Annotated in this window: 16 protein-coding genes; 3 read left to right on the top strand and 13 right to left on the bottom strand. The window is 58.6% G+C overall.

The features are described from left to right. Positions 1-9 precede the first annotated feature (9 nt). From A7976_RS12030 to clpB, 11 genes are all read right to left on the bottom strand, one after another. Positions 10-768: a VIT1/CCC1 transporter family protein gene (locus A7976_RS12030; protein ID WP_067112177.1), complete on the bottom strand. Its 759-nt coding sequence runs from the start codon at positions 766-768 to the stop codon at positions 10-12. After that, positions 765-1,385, bottom strand: coding sequence for a DUF2238 domain-containing protein (locus A7976_RS12035; RefSeq protein ID WP_067112180.1), 621 nt, complete (start codon positions 1,383-1,385; stop codon positions 765-767). Before A7976_RS12035 ends, A7976_RS12030 begins: the two co-directional genes overlap by 4 nt. Continuing rightward, a complete protein-coding gene (locus tag A7976_RS12040) occupies positions 1,382-2,572 on the bottom strand; it encodes an iron-containing alcohol dehydrogenase (protein ID WP_067112183.1) in 1,191 nt (396 codons plus the stop codon). The genes A7976_RS12035 and A7976_RS12040 overlap by 4 nt, the downstream gene beginning before the upstream one ends. Further along, positions 2,569-2,871 carry an antibiotic biosynthesis monooxygenase gene (locus A7976_RS12045; RefSeq protein ID WP_067112186.1) on the bottom strand — a complete coding sequence of 101 codons (303 nt, stop codon included), beginning with the start codon at positions 2,869-2,871 and terminating at the stop codon, positions 2,569-2,571. Before A7976_RS12045 ends, A7976_RS12040 begins: the two co-directional genes overlap by 4 nt. A gap of 2 nt (positions 2,872-2,873) precedes the next feature. Then, positions 2,874-3,293, bottom strand: a complete 420-nt coding sequence (locus A7976_RS12050) for a secondary thiamine-phosphate synthase enzyme YjbQ (RefSeq protein WP_067112189.1) — start codon at positions 3,291-3,293, stop codon at positions 2,874-2,876. A gap of 171 nt (positions 3,294-3,464) precedes the next feature. Beyond that, the gene (locus A7976_RS12055; protein ID WP_067112193.1) at positions 3,465-4,133 is read right to left on the bottom strand and encodes a thiopurine S-methyltransferase; all 669 of its coding nucleotides are present in this window, start codon (positions 4,131-4,133) and stop codon (positions 3,465-3,467) included. A 45-nt stretch (positions 4,134-4,178) separates the two neighbouring features. Then, on the bottom strand, positions 4,179-4,622 hold the full coding sequence (locus A7976_RS12060) for a glutaredoxin family protein (RefSeq protein ID WP_067112196.1): 444 nt from the start codon (positions 4,620-4,622) through the stop codon (positions 4,179-4,181). Positions 4,623-4,668: 46 nt separating this feature from the next. After that, a complete protein-coding gene (locus tag A7976_RS12065; protein ID WP_240483871.1) occupies positions 4,669-5,571 on the bottom strand; it encodes a lytic transglycosylase domain-containing protein in 903 nt (300 codons plus the stop codon). Between the two features lie 119 nt (positions 5,572-5,690). After that, positions 5,691-6,335 carry a VTT domain-containing protein gene (locus tag A7976_RS12070; protein WP_067112202.1) on the bottom strand — a complete coding sequence of 215 codons (645 nt, stop codon included), beginning with the start codon at positions 6,333-6,335 and terminating at the stop codon, positions 5,691-5,693. 126 nt (positions 6,336-6,461) lie between these two features. Continuing rightward, positions 6,462-6,956, bottom strand: a complete 495-nt coding sequence (locus A7976_RS12075; protein ID WP_240483872.1) for an EF-hand domain-containing protein — start codon at positions 6,954-6,956, stop codon at positions 6,462-6,464. A gap of 646 nt (positions 6,957-7,602) precedes the next feature. Further along, positions 7,603-10,182 carry an ATP-dependent chaperone ClpB gene (gene clpB, locus A7976_RS12080; RefSeq protein WP_067112208.1) on the bottom strand — a complete coding sequence of 860 codons (2,580 nt, stop codon included), beginning with the start codon at positions 10,180-10,182 and terminating at the stop codon, positions 7,603-7,605. Positions 10,183-10,455: 273 nt separating this feature from the next. Here clpB and A7976_RS12085 point away from each other — a divergent pair, with 273 nt between their 5' ends. From A7976_RS12085 to A7976_RS12095, 3 genes are all read left to right on the top strand, one after another. Further along, on the top strand, positions 10,456-13,110 hold the full coding sequence (locus A7976_RS12085) for an EAL domain-containing protein (RefSeq protein WP_067112211.1): 2,655 nt from the start codon (positions 10,456-10,458) through the stop codon (positions 13,108-13,110). Continuing rightward, positions 13,107-14,402 (top strand): HD-GYP domain-containing protein, encoded by a 1,296-nt coding sequence (locus A7976_RS12090; RefSeq protein WP_067112214.1) that lies wholly within the window; start codon positions 13,107-13,109, stop codon positions 14,400-14,402. Before A7976_RS12085 ends, A7976_RS12090 begins: the two co-directional genes overlap by 4 nt. 248 nt (positions 14,403-14,650) lie before the next feature. Continuing rightward, the gene (locus A7976_RS12095; protein ID WP_067112217.1) at positions 14,651-16,879 is read left to right on the top strand and encodes a TonB-dependent receptor; all 2,229 of its coding nucleotides are present in this window, start codon (positions 14,651-14,653) and stop codon (positions 16,877-16,879) included. A gap of 220 nt (positions 16,880-17,099) precedes the next feature. On the opposite strand, the gene A7976_RS12100 is transcribed toward A7976_RS12095, so the two are convergent. Both A7976_RS12100 and A7976_RS12105 read right to left on the bottom strand, forming a co-directional pair. Continuing rightward, on the bottom strand, positions 17,100-17,573 hold the full coding sequence (locus A7976_RS12100) for a redoxin domain-containing protein (protein WP_082878117.1): 474 nt from the start codon (positions 17,571-17,573) through the stop codon (positions 17,100-17,102). Further along, a complete protein-coding gene (locus A7976_RS12105) occupies positions 17,570-18,775 on the bottom strand; it encodes a sialidase family protein (RefSeq protein WP_067112788.1) in 1,206 nt (401 codons plus the stop codon). The genes A7976_RS12100 and A7976_RS12105 overlap by 4 nt, the downstream gene beginning before the upstream one ends. Positions 18,776-18,777: the final 2 nt, after the last annotated feature.

Genomic DNA, 18,777 nt, shown 5'->3' on the forward strand with positions numbered 1-18,777 from the left:
ACCTCCTGGCTAAATACTCCCGACCAATCCTTTCAGTAAAATCCCCGCCAGATAAGCCAGTGCAGCCGCCGCGCCACCGACCAGCAAGGTCTCCATTCCGGATTTGAACAACGGATATTGCAAAGTCCGGCCTTTCAGCACGCCGATTGCAAAAAAGGTCAGCCCGGTAGCGGCAGCGCTTACCGGGAACACCTGTGATGCCGGCAGGCCGGGCAGAAGATAAGGTAGCAAAGGCACGATCCCGGCTGCGCAGAAGCCGAGAAACGTCGTCAGCGCAGCGATGCCGGGGTTCGGCAGATCGAGTCGCAGGCCAAGCTCTTCGGTCAGCATGGTATCCACCCACAGCTTGCGATCCTGGGTGATGCCATTGACAATTTCTTCCAGTATTTCTCCCTGGAAACCCTTGGCAGCATAGATTTGCCGGACCTCCTCGCGCTCGCCCTCGGGCACTTCATGCACGTGCATTTCCTCGATGGTCCGCGCTCTTGCCAGCAGCTCGTGTTCGCTTTTCGCGCGCTGATAATTGCTGGCCGCCATGCTGAAACCGTCTGCCACCAGATTGGCGAGGCCGAGCACGATGGCCACTCCGGCAGGCAAGGCCGCGCCCGCGGTGCCGGCGACGACGGCGAAGGTGGTCACGCAGCCATCGATGGATCCCAGCACGGCATCGCCGAGGTAGCTGCTCTGCTTGGCCGCGGCAAGGCGCGCTTCTATGACCGCGACTTCGTGCTGGGCGCGCAAGTCCTGAAGGTTTTGCGGCGCTTTCAACGCACCGCTCCCAGACGCCGCATCGAGCGGTCATGCCAGCCGGACAGCAACAGCAGTGCGGCCAGCGCGCCGAGCAGCGCCAGGAACATATCCCATTGCGTATCCCATACGTCGCCCTGCGTGGCGAGGAAAGCCACCGCATCGCTGCCGGAAGCGACGGCCACCCACCACTCCAGCATTTCATAGAGCGCGCTGATCGCCAGCGCAATGCAGAGCACGAGGAAAAACAACCACTTGCCGGGCCGGAGCGGCGAAGTGCGCAGCAGGATCTCGCGCGCGATGATGGCCGGGATAAATCCTTGCGCAACGTGGCCGAGGCGATCGTAATAATTGCGGTCCCAGTCATTGGCGTCGCGCAGCCAGTTGAACAGTGGCATTTCGGCGTAGGTATAGTGTCCGCCTATCAGCAGGACAATCGCATGCACCAGCATCAGTGCATAAGCCAGGCGCGAGAACGGAAAGCGTTTGTATGTGAACAACAGTATCGGCAATGCGATCATCACCGGGAACACTTCGAGATACCAGGTAAAGCGGTCGTGCGGCTGGATGGCCGACCAAACGGACACCGCGCCGAGTATCGCCAGCAAGAGCGCGTAGTAACGGCGATCCGTGGTCATAGCCGTTCTTCCAGGATTTCCGCGACTTCATCGTCGGTCAGTACGATGGGGTTGGTTTTCATGCTGCTGCCGCGGCAATGGGCAACCACGCGCGGAATATCCTCCCGGCGCATGCCGTATTCGCCGAGGCGCGGCAACTTCAAACGCTCCGTCCAATCCGCAAGGGTTTCCAGTAACGCGGCGTGCGCCGTTTCATCATCGAGATCCGGCTTGCTCGTCAGCAGCCTGCCCAACTCGGCATATTTGCTCAATGCCGGACTATCGGGAGCGCGATCACGCAAGCAGCGGATATTGCTGGCACTGCACGCCGCGACCAGCGTGCCGCAGACCACCCCATGCGGGATAGGGAAGAACGCCCCCAGTGGGGCCGCCAATCCATGCACCGAACCCAGCCCGACCTGCGCCAAGGTGATGCCCGACAGCAGCGAGGCATAGGCCATGCCGCTCCGATGTGCGGCAAGGTCGCCGATGCCGGCATGCCATGGCAACAGGCTGTCGCGCGCCGCGCGAATGCCGGACAAGGCCAGGGCGTCGGTAAACGGGTTGGATTTGAGCGAAACGTAGGATTCCAGCAACTGGGTCAACGCATCCATGCCATCGGCTGCAATCAACCCGGATGGGCATGTCGCGAGCAACTCCGGATCGACCACGGCATATTTCGCGATCAGGGAATCATGCCGGAAGGATTTCTTGAAGCCCTGCTCGCCCTGCACGGACAGTACGGCGTTCTTGGTCGCTTCGGAACCCGTGCCGGCTGTGGTCGGCACCGCGACGAAAGGCACGGCCGGGCCTTGATACGGCAACTCCGGACCGACGCCTTCCAGATAATCCATCACGCTATTGGGAACGCGCAACAGGCCGGCGATGGCCTTGGCGGCATCCAGCACGCTGCCGCCGCCGATGCCGATGACCACATCGATCTGCGCATCCTTGAACTGCCGTGCCAACCCGTCAGCCAACTGCGGAGAAGGCTCGCCGCTGACGCTGACGTGGTCAAGGGTAATCCCTGCCGCCTGCAGTCCTTCCAGCAATTCCGGCCATGATGGCGAATTGCGGAACGATGCGTTGCCCGTCACCAGCAAGACATGCCGGCCGAATTCGAGCGCCAGTTCGGGCAAGCGGCGGCGCACGCCGTCGCCGAAAACGATACGCGGCAGATTGGAAATCGCAAATGCGGGGATCTTCATGCCGACGTCTCCGGATACAGTCCGTGATAGCGCAGGCCTTCACGCGGCCTCGCCATCCATTCGGCAACGGTATCGCGCCACTTCAGATAATGCGCGGTCTGCTTATGCCGTGCAGTATCGACTTCGCTGGCATAGGCCTCGTACAGCACAAAATGCGTCGCATTGTCCGGCGACTGCAACACATCGAAACGCCGGTTTCCGGGTTCCAGCACCGAATGTCGATGATTTTCGTGCGTGGCGCGGATGAAATCGTTCACATGTTCCGGCTTGACGTGGACATGCACCAGCGTGACGTGCATCGCTATTCTCCTATCAGATGCAGCACCACGCGCCGGGTATAGGGCTCGTGGCGGTGCTCGTAAAGAAAGACGCCCTGCCATGTGCCGAGCGCCGCCTTGCCGCCGATCAGCGGGATGCAAAGATGCGTTTGCGTCAGCGCCGTGCGCACATGTGCCGGCATATCGTCCGGGCCTTCGGCGGTATGGACGAACAGCGGATCGCCGTCCGGCACCAGCCGCGAAAAGAAACGTTCGAGATCGGCGATCACGTCAGGATCGTAGTTCTCGTTGATCAGCAGACTGGCGGAAGTGTGCTGGATGTAGAGCGTCAGCATGCCGGTAGTCATGCCACTCTGCCGAACCCAGGCCGTCACCTCATTGGTGATGTCGTATATGCGGCGGCCGTGGGTATTGACGGAAAGTTGATGTGTAAGTTGGCGCATGTGCAAAGGCTTCGGTCAAAGAGACAGGAAATTATAGCCCCGGCCCGAAGGCTGTGCGCCGTCATGCAGTTCTGAAACGTTCATTCACAACGGGAAAGCGCTCCGAATCATGAGCGAAATAGGGCATGGCAATGCGAGCGCGCAGCCAGCGACCGTCAGATGCCGATACTGTCAGCCCGATGTCCCATCTTTCACCAACGCATAAACGACTTCTTTCAGCCGCGTCACGCCTTTGTCGCGAAAGCGCGGCTCCTGCGCCAGGATGTCCTCTTCCAGCAACAGTTTTATAGTGCACTGCGCACCGAACAACGCGGATACTTCCGCCGAATCGACATTGAACGGCGGCCCCGGCATTTCATGCTGCGGGTATTCGAAGGCGACAAGCAGGGTTTGGGCGCCAGAGGGAAGCAACCTCAGAAGGTGGCGGGCATAGCGCTCACGCATTTCCGGCGGAAGCGCAATCAGGGCGGCCCGATCATAAACCGCCGACACTCCGTCCAAATGCGATGCCGTAAGCGCGAAGAAATCCCCGCAGTAGAGCCGGATACCGTCGCACTCATAGAACTGGAATGAATCAACTGTCGAGACGGATGGCGTCAGGCGATTTTCTTCAAAAAACTCCCGCACCGCGATGGGGCTGACTTCCACCCCCACGACCTCATGCCCTTGCGCACGCAGCCAGAGCAGATCATTGCTTTTTCCGCACAAGGGGACGAAAACCCGGCTGCCGGGAGCAATGCCCAGCGTAGGCCAGAAACGGGTCAGATAGGGATGCGCTGCATCGCGATGGAAACCGATCTCTCGGTTCTCCCAGCGTTCGCGCCAGAAATCAGGATTCATTGTCTTTTTTACTCCGAAAACATTCCCAGCATTTGGGGTGCAGGGCTAAGGTTTATACAGGTGGTTGAAATGAGTCTCGCTGAATCCATTCATGAGATTGTCTCCAACCAGGATGAGCGGCACTCCTTTGCCGTTGAGTGCGTCATATTCAGACTTCGCGCTTGCGGAGCTTTCAATGTCGTAATCTTCAAAGGGAATGTTGTTTGCCTGGAAATAGCGGCGCGCCTTGGTGCAATAACCGCACCAGGCAGTCCCATACAGGATGACGTTTTTTTTGCCCGCCGATTTGGGAGCAATTGTCTTGATAGTGCGCGGCGCGCGATAAGTCTGCACTCCGGAAATGCTTCTAACCTTGAATTCCTCGTAACGCGCGCCTTGCGGCTTACGGTCCTCGAAATGCACTGTTCCGTCCTTGTCCACCCATTTGTAGATTTCTGCCGAAACTTCGACCGACAACAGCGTCAATACCAACCACAGCAATACATGCATGCTTTCCCCACAGGATTTTTGTTATGGGATTGGTTTTTATTACCAACTAGCCTTTCTTGAGCACAACAGGAGAAGGCATTACCAGGTTTTCTTCATAAGGATGTGACGCGCGTTGATAGAACTCCATTACGCGTTTCACGTAGTTACGCGTTTCCGGATAGGGAGGTACGCCCTTGTAGCGGTCCACTGCGCGTTCACCGGCGTTATAGGCCGCGGCGACCAGCTGGACATCGCCCTTGAAATAAGAGAGCAGCCAGCGCAGGTACTTGAGGCCGCCCTTGATATTTTGCGTGGCGTCGAAAGCGTTCTTGACGTTGAAGCGCTCGGCGGTTGCGGGAATCAGCTGCATCAGGCCCATGGCGTCCTTGTTCGAAAGCGCTTCGGGACTGAAGTTGGATTCGACCGCGATCACCGACAATGCGAAATTGGGATCGATGCCGTACCAGTCGGAAAGGGAACGCACCATCTCGACCACCCAGCGACGACTCTTGGGCAGAGTTTCGACATAACGCTCGATGCGGGTGATTTCCGGCTCCAGTTCGGAACGAATGCTGGATCGCGGAGGGAGTTTTTCGGGCAGCACTTCTGCCAGGACGCACTGGGGCAATTTGTCCGCCTGCTGCAAATTGATGGTTTCCAGCATGTTCTGCGCCTGGAAATGTCCCTGATGCGCGGCCACCTGGAACAGTGCCGCTGCCTGTTCGCGGTTTTCGGGAACCCCTTTGCCGAAGGCGTATTGCATGCCTAAACGATACTGTGCTTCGGCGCTGCCCAGCCTGGAAGCCGTGCAATACAATTTGGCCACGCTCCAGCCTTTATCGGGATCGTCCAGTTCGCCCGCCAGCACATCGGCTTGCGTCAGCAGCTCACGTACCTTGGGCGATTCCTCGGAATAATCCGCCGGCATGGAGGCAGCATTGGCCGCTCCTGCGGCCAGCCAGAAAAACACAGCAACCGATTGTTTTATCGAACTTAAGATGGCAGCATCTCCGATGCCCCGATAGATGGATAAGTATACTCTTACACAACACTACCGTCGCAATCGGGACTTAACAATTGCCGCAAAACTCACGTCCGCAATCTGGCCTTGTATGCTCGCACCAGCCCGCTCACGACCAACGAGCCCAGCCCGAGCGCCAAACCCAGCAGCACAATGGCGCCCATGTGGTCGCGAATCAGCGGAATGTTGCCGAAGAAATAGCCGCCGGGCACCAGCACAAGCACCCACACCGCGGCACCGGCAATCACCGAAATCAGAAAGTTCTCGAAGGTCATGCCGGCAATGCCACCGACAAACGGTGCAAATGTGCGAACTACGGCAATGAATGGAGACAGAATGAAAGTGACGCGCCCGTAGCGTTCGTAAAACGCATGCGTCTTTTGCAATGCGCCGCGATCCAGCCAGCGATAGTTCAAGGTATACGCCCGCTGGCCGATGGCATGCCCCGTACCGTAGCTCAAGATGCTCCCGGACACGGCGGCAACAAAAAGCAGAGGCGTCAGCAGCCAGATATTGAGTGCGCCCATCGCACAAAATGCCCCGCAGAGAAACAACAAGGGATCGCCCGGCAGGAAGAATAAAGGCAACACGCCTATTTCGCAGAAGACAACTGCGAACAACACCACATAGATCACCTCATGGTGATGGGCGATCATGCCGCCGAGCTGCTGATCGAAATGCACGAGAAAATTCAGGAACTGCGCAAAGTCCATGCTGATATTCCCGGTGACTGGCCGCAACTGCGTCCAATATAGCAGTCATTCACCGTCTTGGCACCAAGCCCGCACAGACAAAACAAAGGCCAGATAAACTGGCCTTTGTCTGTAACAACATTCGCGTCAATTACCGGTTGTCTTGCGCAGCCAACTCTCCGCGTCGATCATTTTTTCGCCCTTCGTGTCCATGGCGGTAAAAACCGAGTCATGGAACTTGATGAACTCATCCTTGGTGACCTTGTGGTCCTTGTCGGTATCCATCGCCTTCATCATCTCCATCTTGCGCAATTGCTGGCTGTAACCGCCAGTCGCGATACTGACCTTGTTGTCGCTCTTGGTGCCCACCCATTCTTTGCTGTCGATGGCGCCGTCGCGATTTTTATCCAGTTCGTCAAAGAGCGAACCGTAATAGGTCGTAAATTCCTCATTGGAAACCATATGGTCGCTGTTCGCGTCCAGCATCTTCATCATTTCCATGGTATGTAGTTCACGGTTGTAGCCGCCGGTGCCCAGCATGGTATCTGCAGATACTGCGACTGTGGAAAATCCCGCCAGCGACAGCAGCACTCCGACAACCATTGCAGTGCGATTACAATGAATAGCCATTCGAGTAGTCATTTCAGTCTCCTAATTAAAAGAATTAGCGGGAACAAATCCTTGAAAACCGGATTTACCTGCGAACATTAGTCGGCCAGCCTGCAAACCCCTTACGTAAATTCAATACGTACCGATCTAACGCTGTCACATCTCCCTTAAGATGAGGAATAAATTCAGGATGTCCAAATGATCCACAAGACGCGTTATACGAACGAAGCAAGAGTCCGAAACAGCGGTCCAGGGGCCGCACAATAAACACTTTGACTCATGCCTTGCACCGTGCCAGCCAAGAAGATTCCGGCCCATCAGCCAAGCGGTCGTGGGACTCCCGGGTACGGCAGAGGCACGTCACATCGTCGACCGCGAGAACGCTTCCGCCATCACGAATCTGGATACTGGCAATCGGGTTGCCCCACCTTCTAAATCAAGCACAATACATGCCCATCAGGGGCAGGCTTGCCGGAAGCCACAAATGACACGGGACCGGAGTAGATGAGCCAGAGAAGGAAGGACGTCTCTGTAAAGTTATCCGACAATCGGGATCGCGGAGGGGTCGTTGAGTTGGATTTATTGCCATGAAAACTCCTCTTGCCGGAGGGCGGACAAGAGGAGTTGAATCACTTTAATACCTTAAAAAGAAGAATCTGCCGTAAGGGGCAATGGTTGCTCAATCCTTGTTAAAAACCATCTTGCCTGCCTGCACATCCACCTTGACGGTATCCTTCGCCGCAAAATTTCCGGCGAGGATTTCCTTTGCCAGCGGATTTTCGATTTCCGACTGGATCGCGCGCTTGAGCGGTCTTGCGCCGTAGACCGGATCGAAACCTGCCGCAGCGATTTCAGCAAGGGCCGCGTCGGTCACCACCATATCCATTTCCATCGCCTTCAATCGCTTGGCGAGACTCTGCAACTGGATTGCGGCAATGGACTTCACGTGCGCTTCGCCCAAGCCATGGAATACCACCACCTCGTCGATGCGGTTGATGAATTCCGGACGGAAGTAGCTCTTCACTTCGGCCATCACCGCCAGCTTGATGACCTGGTAATCGTCGCCGGCCATCTGCTGGATCATCTGGCTGCCGAGATTGGAGGTCATGATGATAACGGTGTTCTTGAAGTCCACGGTACGGCCCTGGCCGTCGGTCATGCGGCCGTCGTCCAGCACCTGCAACAGCACGTTGAAGACATCCGGGTGTGCCTTTTCCACTTCGTCGAACAGGATCACGGAATACGGCTTGCGGCGCACGGCTTCGGTCAGCGTGCCGCCCTCCTCGTAACCCACATAGCCCGGCGGCGCGCCGATCAGGCGGGCGACGGAGTGCTTCTCCATGAACTCGCTCATGTCGATGCGGATCAGGTGATCCTCGCTATCAAACAGAAAACCTGCCAGCGCCTTGCATAGCTCGGTCTTGCCGACGCCGGTCGGGCCGAGGAACAGGAAGGAGCCGTACGGCCGGTTGGGGTCGGACAGGCCGGAGCGCGAGCGGCGGATGGCGTCGGACACCAGTCGCACGGCCTCATCCTGCCCTACTACGCGCTCGTGCAGCTTGTCTTCCATGTGCAGCAGCTTGTCGCGCTCGCCCTGCATCATTTTGGAAACCGGAATACCGGTCGCGCGCGACACCACCTCGGCGATTTCCTCCGCGCCTACCTGAGTGCGCAGCAGCTTGTGTTTGGGCTCGGCTCCCGCCGTCGCCTCGGCCTGCCTGAGTTGGGCTTCCAGCTCAGGCAGCTTGCCGTACTGGATTTCAGCAAGCTTGTCGTACTGACCCTGGCGTTGCAGATCGGCCATCTGCGCCTTGAGTTTGTCGATTTCCTCCTTGATGTGCTGGCTACCGTGCACCTGCGCCTTTTCGGCCTTCCAGATTTCATCGAGGTCGGAATACTCCTTTTCAAGACGCGCGATTTCCTCTTCGATCAGCGCAAAGCGCTTCTGCGAAGCTTCGTCCTTTTCCTTGCGCACGGCTTCACGCTCGATCTTGAGCTGGATCAGACGGCGATCGAGCTTGTCCATCGCTTCCGGCTTGGAATCGATCTCCATCTTGATGCGACTCGCGGCCTCGTCGATCAGGTCGATCGCCTTGTCCGGCAGAAAACGGTCGGTGATATAGCGGTGGCTCAATTCGGCAGCAGCGACGATGGCTGGGTCGGTAATGTCCACGCCGTGGTGCAACTCATATTTTTCCTGCAAGCCACGCAGGATGGCGATGGTCGATTCGACGGTGGGTTCGTCCACCAGCACTTTCTGGAAACGGCGCTCCAGTGCGGCGTCCTTTTCGATGTATTTGCGGTATTCGTCCAGCGTGGTCGCGCCGACGCAATGCAACTCGCCGCGCGCCAGGGCGGGCTTCAGCATGTTGCCGGCGTCCATCGCGCCTTCGGCCTTGCCCGCGCCGACCATGGTGTGGAGTTCATCGATAAAGACGATGGTGCGGCCTTCGTCCAGCGACAGTTCCTTGAGCACGGACTTCAGGCGCTCCTCGAATTCGCCGCGGTATTTCGCGCCAGCGAGCAGCGCTGCCATGTCGAGCGACAGGACTTTCTTGTTCTTCAGCGTTTCCGGCACCTCGCCGTTGACGATGCGCTGCGCCAGCCCTTCGACAATGGCCGTCTTGCCGACGCCGGGCTCGCCGATCAGCACCGGGTTGTTCTTGGTGCGGCGCTGCAGTACCTGGATGGTGCGGCGAATCTCATCGTCGCGGCCGATGACCGGATCGAGCTTGCCCATGCGCGCGCGCTCCGTCAGGTCCAGTGTGTATTTCTTCAATGCCTCGCGGCTGCCTTCGGCCTCGGCGCTCTGCACGTTTTCGCCGCCGCGCACGGTGTTGATGGCCTGTTCCAGCGCCTTGCGGACAAGCCCGTTCTGCTTCAGCAGGCGGCCGGCCTCGCCCTTGTCTTCGGTCAATGCGAGCAGAAACATCTCGCTGGCGATAAAGGCGTCGCCATGCTTTAGCGCTTCCTTGTCGGTCAGGTTGAGCAGGTTGTTGAGGTCGCGCGAGATGGAAATTTCCCCACCGGTGCCCTCAACTTTGGGCAGGCGATCAATCGCGTGACTCAGGCCGTTCTTCAGCGGTACTAGATTGACTCCGGCGCGCGAAAGCAGCGATGCGGTACCGCCATCCTCCTGGCTCAGCAACGCGGAGAGCAGGTGGAGCGGCTCGATATAGGCGTGATCATTGGCGTTTGCCAGGCTTTGTGCATCGCCCAGCGCTTGCTGGAATTTGGTCGTCAATTTATCGAAACGCATGGCTGGCTTCCTCGGTAATGTTCATTTGATGCTTCCAATGTGAGGGGCGAACTGGCAATTTCAAGATTATCCCTAAGTGGAGATAGGAATTGATGCATTTTTCTGGTTGCACAGCAGCGCGGCAACGCACACAATATGCAGCATAAAACCTTGTTAGAATGCCGGTTAACGTGCAAAAGGGCTGTCAAATAAACGTATGAGCAAGTTGCAGTACCCCATCAAAAGAACGATGACAGCCTCCCTTCTGACTTGCGGGGCGACGGCTTACCTCCAATGACCGCCGAAATCCTCACCGACATGCTGTCATTCGAGCCTTTACTCAAAACGGCTCCGGGACTTGAAACCCTGGTGCGTGCGCTGCTTAACTCCAGTCTTGATTTCATTTGTTTCAAGGACGGTCAGGGCCGATGGATTGCCGCGAACGCAAGCGGTCTGGCGTTGTTCCAGCTAGGCAATGATTACGCATTCAAAACCGATGAACAACTGGCCGAACAGGCGCCGCCGCAATACCGCGAGGCTTTCCGCAACTGCGGCGAATCAGACGAGCGCGCCTGGCTCGCGCGCGCCACGCAGCAAGAAGAACAGATCATCCCCGGCGCGAATGGTGAGCAGCGTTACTTCGATGTCGTCAAGATGCCCTTGTTTATGGAGGATGGCAACCGCTATGGCATGGTGGTGCTGGGCCGCGATATTTCCGACCGCAAACAGGCGGAAATCAGCCTATACCGCCGCAGCGCGATTCTCGATGCTCTGGTTTCGACCGACTGGCTACTGTATTCCGCCGATTCCTGGCAGAAAGCCATGCCAGCGGCGCTGGAGCTGATCGGCAAGGCAGCCCGTTTCACGCGCATCCAGATATTCATGAACACGCCAGGCAGCGACCCGCTCACCAGCGCCGAGTTGATCGGATGGACGGATTCCGGGATTGCCGCCTCGCCCGGCATGGTGGCTCGCGTCATTGAATTCGACCGCCCCGAGCATAGCCGTTGGCGGGAAATGCTGACACGCGGCGAAGCAATATTCGGTATGCAATCGGATTTTCCTCCGCCGGAGCATGTGTTTTTCAATCAACGCCAATCGCAGTCCATCGCTCTCCTGCCCATCCACACGGAAAAGCAATGGTGGGGGCTGATCTGTCTGGAGCGCTTCGACAACGCCGAGCGAATTTCGCCCCAGGAAATCGGCGCGCTGCTCGCTGCCAGCCGCTCCATCGGCATTGCCATCCAGCGCGATATTGCCAATAAACGCCTGGGGCAAGCCTCGATCGCGTTCGACACGGCGGCCGAGGGCATCATGATCTGCGATGCCGAAAACCGCATCACCGGCATCAACATGGGCTTCACGGAGATCACCGGCTACAGCGAGGGCGAAGTGCTGGGCCTGAACCCGGATATCCTCAATTCCGGCATTCATGCGCCCGAATTCTTTGAAGCCATGTGGGCCAGCCTGGAACAGACCGGGCGCTGGCGCGGCGAAATCCGCAACCGGCGCAAAAACGGCGAAATCTATCCCGAATGGCTGACGATCACCGTCGTCAAGAACACGGAAAACCAGATTTCGCATTTTGTCGCGGTCTTCGCCGATATTTCAGAAATCAAGCATTCGCAGCAGCGCCTGTACGAACTGGTCAATCACGACCCTTTGACCGGCCTGCCCAACCGCCGCCTGCTCAACGAACTGCTCGAACACGCCATCAAGCGTGCCGAGCGAGAAAGCACCAAGATCGCGCTGCTGTTCGTCGATCTGGATCGCTTCAAGAACATCAATGACACTCTGGGCCACCAAGTCGGCGACAAGCTGCTGAAGAAAGCGGCCCAGCGACTCAGTGCATCCGTGCGCGACAGCGACACCATTGCCCGCCTGGGCGGCGACGAATTCGTGGTGATGATGGAATTCATGGGCGACATCGAAGACCCTGCCACCGTCGCCAAGAAAATCATCTCCGGTATCCAGGACGAGTTCGTCATCGATAACTACGAATTGTTCATCGGTGCCAGCATCGGCATCAGCATTTTCCCTGAGGACGGCCGGACGGCGGACGACCTGATCAAGGCCGCCGACATCGCGATGTACCAGGTCAAGAACGAAGGCAAGAACGACTACCGCTTCTACGCCAGCCAGTTGAGCGACCACGCACGCGAACGGCTGACACTGGACACCATGCTGCGCCGCGCACTGGAACGCCGGCAACTGGAAGTCTATTACCAGCCGCAGGTTTCGCTGGAGACAGGCAAGATCATTGCGGCGGAAGCGCTCATCCGCTGGCATCATCCGGAACTGGGCATGGTATCGCCGGCCAAATTCATCCCGCTGGCGGAAGAAACCGGCCTTATCGTGCAGATCGGCGAATGGGTGCTGCGCGAAGCGGCCAACCACGCGATGTGCCTGACGCAACTGGGGATCCCGCTGCAATGGATCGCCGTCAATGTGTCCGGGGTGCAGATTCACCGCTCCAATTTCGCGGACACCGTCTACGGCGTGCTGGTTGAAACCGGCTGCGACCCCGGCATGCTGGAACTGGAAATCACCGAAAGCGCGATCATGCGCAACGTGGAATACGTTATCGATGTCTGCCAGCAGCTGAAGTCCATGGGCGTGCGCCTGGCGCTGGACGACTTCGGAACCGGCTATTCCTCGCTGTCGTATTTGAAGAAGTTTCCGCTCGACAAGCTCAAGATCGACCAGTCCTTCGTGCATGACCTGCCGGACGACGCCGAAGATGCCGCCATTGCAGGCGCCATCATCGCACTCGGGCAGAACCTGGGCCTGCGCATCACCGCCGAGGGCGTGGAGAAAACGGAGCAGCGCGATTTTCTCTATGCGCGCGGTTGCACCGAAGGACAGGGATATTTATACAGCCAGCCCATTTCATTTGAAGATCTCGTGAATTTATTGAAAAACAGTCCGTTACCGGAAATAGCATCATGAAGCCGGAAGCCGTCAACACCATTACCCCGGACCAACTGCGTATCGGCCTATACATCCATCTCGACCTCGGCTGGATGGATCATCCGTTCACCTTCAGCAACTTCAAGATTCGCAACGAAGGCCAGATCGCGCAGATCAAGGCCCTCGGCCTGAAGCAACTGCGCTACGACCCGTTGCGTAGCGATTGCGAACCGGCCGAATCACTCCCCGCCCCGAGCCCGACGCCTGCCGTTGTGCAGAATGACGTCCAGCCACCGCCCGTAACGGATGACATCATTGCGGATGCTCCAGAGGAAGATTTCGAAACCAGACGCCTGGAGGAACTGCGCAAGGCCGTGCATGAATGCGAACACAAGTTCGCCCAGGCGGCGAACACGATCATGCGTATAGAGCGCGAAATCCACATCACGCCGCCGAAATCGATGGCCGAGGCACATGCGCTGGTGGATAGCATGGTGGAATCGCTGCTGACGGAAAGTGATGTGGTGCTGCACGCGATGAACGACCGGCGCGGCATGACGGAGCAATACTCACACTCGCTGAACGTCACGGTATTGGCGATGATACTCGCCAAATCGCTGGACATGAGCGAAGAGGAAGTCAGGCACCTGTCGATGGGCGCGCTGTTCCATGACATCGGAAAATCGCAGATTCCCGACCGCATCACGCGCAAGACCGACCCGTTGACCAAGTCAGAACTCGCGCTGATTCATGAACATTGTCTCTTCGGCGCGAAATTCGCCGAAAACTTCAAGCTCGCCCCGCGCGTGGGCCAGATCATCCTGCAACACCATGAATGCATAGACGGCAGCGGCTATCCCGGCAAGCTCAAGGGCGAGGAAATCGACCGCCTGTCGCGCATTGTCGCCATCGTGAATACCTACGACAACCTGTGCAATCCGCTGGATATCACGGCGGCGATGACGCCTTACGAGGCACTCGCCAACATGTTCTCGCGCCAGCGTGCCAAACTCGACCCATCCATCCTCAAGCTGCTGATCAAGAGCATGGGCGTCTATCCACCCGGCAGTATCGTGCGCCTTTCCAGCGGCGACCACGGCATGGTGATTTCGGTCAACCCGAGCAAACCGCTGCGTCCATGCGTGATGCTGCATCTGCCCAATGTGCCGCGCAAGACGCCGATGCTGATCGACCTGGGCGAAGAGGCCTCCCTCAGCATCACCCAATGCCTGCGCCCCAACCAATTGCCGAAAGAAGCGCTGGAGTACCTCAGCCCCGGCAAGCGCATCAGCTATTACTTCGACAAGGAACCGCCCAAGGTCGGGCAGTAGCATATCCGTTTCGTCGGGCGGAAAAGCGTAGCGCTTTCCGCCGAATGGAGTTTGCCATGCGACGGATAATGCCCGCAGCCCATCCGCCTCGCGTTCCTGCGACACTGTGTCACATTCCGCATTTCGACTGGCCTTTCTATCATGACAGACATTGATATCCGGATAGAAAGGCCTTTGAAATGGCTCCGCAAGACCGCCGCACAACCACAAAAAAATCTCCGACTTCGCCCGTATCCGGCAGATCCCGGTTGCGCCGCATTCCCCTTTGCATCGCGCTGGCATTTGCACCGGCGGCGTTGGCCGATAACACCGTATCCGCGCCTTTCGTCGATGTCACCGCCGAACGCCCGCAACCGCTGCCCGCCGGCATCGGCTTGGCAGACGAAGAACTGACTCGTCAACGCACCGGCGCCAGCGACACTGCCTCCCTGCTCGACGGCCAGCCCGGCATCAGCCTCTATCGCGCTGGCGGCGTCTCCAGCCTGCCGGCAATCCACGGCCTGGCGGACGATCGCATCCGCATCAAGGTGGATGGCATGGATTTGATCTCCGCCTGTGCCAACCATATGAACCCGCCGCTGTCGTACATCGATCCGGCCAATGTCTCTGATGCCAAGGTATACGCAGACATCACGCCGGTCAGCCTGGGCGGCGACAGCATTGCCGGCACGATACGGATCGACTCCGCCGCGCCGGAATTCGCCGAAGTGGGAAAGACACTGCTCAAGGGGCAATCCTCGGCCTTCTACCGCAGCAATAACAACACGCGCGGCGCGAATCTTTCCGCAACAGCCGCGAGCGATACGCTGTCCATCCGCTATACCGGAAGCACAGTCGAAGCCAACGACTACGAATCGGCCCACGACTTCAAGCCCACCGGGATCGCGGCAAGCGGTCGCGGCTGGCTGGACGGCGACGAAGTCGGATCATCCGCGTACAAGGCGCAAAACCATGCGCTCGACTTCGGCCTGCGCCACGAAAACCATCTGCTCGACCTCAAGCTCGGCGTGCAACATATCCCTGATCAAGGCTTCCCCAACCAGCGCATGGACATGACGGACAACGACAGCCGGCAGATCAACCTGCGCTACACCGGTCAATATGGCTGGGGCAATCTGGAGGCCTCCGCTTACCATGAACGCACGCGCCACCGCATGAACTTCGGCGACGACAAACGCTTCTGGTACGGCGCGGCGAATAATGTCGCCGGCATGCCTATGGACACCAAGGGCCGCAACACCGGAATGATGCTCAAGGGCGACGTGATTCTTTCCGAGCGCGACACGCTGCGCGTCGGCACCGAATTCCAGCGCTACCGACTCGACGACTGGTGGGATCCCGTTGCCAACTCCGCACCAATGATGGCACCGGATACATTCTGGAATATCCGCGACGGCGAACGTGACCGCTACGCCGCCTTTACCGAATGGGAAGCGCTCTGGAACAGGCAATGGACAACGCAACTCGGTATCCGGCACGAGACGGTCAATATGGATGCCGGCAAGGTACAAGGCTACAGTTCCAGCGGCATGATGAGCTACGGCGACCCCAACGATCCAGCCAGTATCCCCGGCACCTTCAACGCCCGTGATCGCAGCCGTACCGACCACAACCTCGACCTGACCGCGCTGGTCCGCCTCACCCCCGACACAGGCAAGACTTTCGAGGCCGGCTATGCGATGAAGACCCGCTCGCCCAACCTGCACGAGCGCTACACTTGGTCCCGCAACAACAGCATGGTGATGAACATGAACAACTGGGTCGGCGACGGCAACGGCTATGTCGGCAACCTGGACCTCGACCCGGAGATCGCACACACCGTCAGTCTCACCGGCCACTGGCACGACACCGCACAACAGGCTTGGAGCCTGCGGGTCGCACCCTACTACACCCATGTCACCGACTACATCGACGCCATCCCCTGCACTAGCATCTACGCCACCTGCCCGACACGCACCGACGGCTTCGCCAACTTGAGCCTGGATAACCAGGACGCACGGCTGTATGGCATGGACGTGTCTGGAAAAATGGCACTGGGCAGCATGGGCGGTATCGGCCGCTTCGCCGCCAGCGGCGTGCTGAGCTACACGCGCGGCAAGAACACAACCACCGACGACGACCTGCACAACATCATGCCGCTCAACCTCAAGGTCGCGCTGGAGCATCGACTGGGTAGCTGGAGCAACACGTTGGAAGCGAAACTGGTGAAATCCAAGATGCACGTCCAGTCGGTGCGCAAAGAGCTGGAAACTGCGGGCTATGGCCTGCTCGATTTCTACAGCAGCTATGCCTGGAAGCGGGTGCGTCTGGACATAGGCATCACCAATCTGCTGGACAAGGACTATGACGACCCGCTGGGCGGTGCTTACCTCGGCCAGGGCGACACCATGGGTTCCGGCGCCACAGCTCCGCAATACGGCACTGCCGTGCCGGGCATGGGCCGATCGATTAACACCAGCGTGACGGTGATGTTCTAACGGGCTTCTTCGTGTTGTTGGATTCCGCTCCTGATTCGCGGCAAGTTCGTTGAGGCTCGCACCATCTCCGTTCGTGGTGAGCCTTTCGAACCGCGAATGGGGATAAAACAATCAGGGTTTGCCGAAACGCCCTTCGACAAGCTCAGGGCGAACGGATTGATATAGACTGCCCATCAAGCAAAAGGCGCCCGCACGGACGCCTTTTGCTTTCCAACAAAAATTATCGCGCAATACTTCGCGCCCACTCCACCAACCACGTCGAGCTCACCACCCCAGACCGCCCCTGTACATCGCCCTTGCCATCGTAAAAATAGGTGCGCGGGAGCTCGCCATGCCATTTGCGATCAATGGCGAAATACAAGCGGTCGGGATCGTCGGCAGCGAATATCCAGCGCTCGCCTTTCCCGTCGGGAAGATACTCGGCCAGCTTCGTGCCGACTTCGGATTTCATCTCCATGCCATCCACGCTCACCAGCACCAGCCTGATATCCGGCCGTTTGCGCACGAGCGCGCCGAGGTGCCTGATTTCCTCCGGGCAATACGCGCAATCCACCGACCAGAAGGCCAGCACGAAAGGCTGGCCGGCATGCGCCTGCTCAATGGCCGTCCGGCTAGCGGGATGGAAAGGCTTAAGGTCAGCCGCCATCACGGACTGCGCCAGTAACAGAAGAGCGAGCAGGCTCAACCGTTTCATTGTCCGACACCCATCGGGATCAGGCGATAGCCGTCCGCCTTGGTATTCCATGAAAGATAAACCTGCCGGCCGTCGGAGATCAGGAACGGGTTATCCGCTGCGCCGGACGTTTCAGCCATCTTGCGCGTCTCGCTCCACGAGCGCCCACCGTCGCCGGACTCCATCGCCATGATGACGGCATGGGTGTCAGTCAGCTCTTTCCATACCAACCATACCCGCTCGCCTTGTGCGAACAAAGACGGATGCCCGGCCTGCGCGTCTGCATTGCCGAAACGGCGTGCCGGAGAAGTCACCCAAGCCTCGCTGTCCAGACGCGCGACATACAATCCCGGCTTTTTCTCGTTGCCGTCATACCATGCCAGATGCCAGCCCCAATCGCCGCCGCGCGCAATGGCGGGGCCGTGATGCGGGCAGGCGTCGATCTTCCAGTTGCCGAAAGTCGCGCGCACCGGCTCTTGCAGGACGCCTTGCGGCCCGATGCGGGCCACGGCGTGATCGCGGATGCTGCCGTCGTAAACATGCCGCCAGAATATGACCGCCGTGCCGCCCGGCTCGGCCGCCATGCCGATGCGGCAGCACTCGCAACTGCCGTCCGCGACCTTGTATTCCGTGCCAAAACTCGCGCCGCCATCGCGCGACACCGCGACATAAATCGCCGCGCCGTCGTATTTCCTGCCGGCGGCTTTCGCTGCCTGCAGATCACGCTTGTCTATCCAGGCAACGTAAATCGTGCCGTCGTCCGCCACGGCAAGCGACTCGAAACGATGCGTAATGGGATCGGTATTGCGATTGACGATGACCGGCGCGGAGAACGACTTGCCGTCGTCGAGCGAGCGGCTGAATTTGATGTGGCCGGCGTAAGACTTGTCCAGCGCCTGTGTCCAGGTGACATAGATTTCGCCGTTTTTGCCGAAAGCGATCTTGGGGCGAAGCTCGCCTTCGCCGCCGACTTTTTCCGGCTGCCGGTTCACCGCAACAGGCGTGCGGAAGGTGTGCCCATTGTCATCGGAACGGCTCACCATCACCCGCCCGCCATCGACCTCGGCCCGCCATAGCCGTCCCTGTTCGTCGAAGAGCGTGCTGACAGCCAAAGTCGCGCGGGCGGCTGCCGTGGTTTTGTTATGGGTATGCGCTTCGTGCGCTGCCACTTCCATACATGGCAGCAACAGGAGCAACAGGTATATAGGAGCTAACTTGCGCATGA

This window comes from Methylobacillus sp. MM3, assembly GCF_001645185.1.
GTDB lineage: Bacteria > Pseudomonadota > Gammaproteobacteria > Burkholderiales > Methylophilaceae > MM2.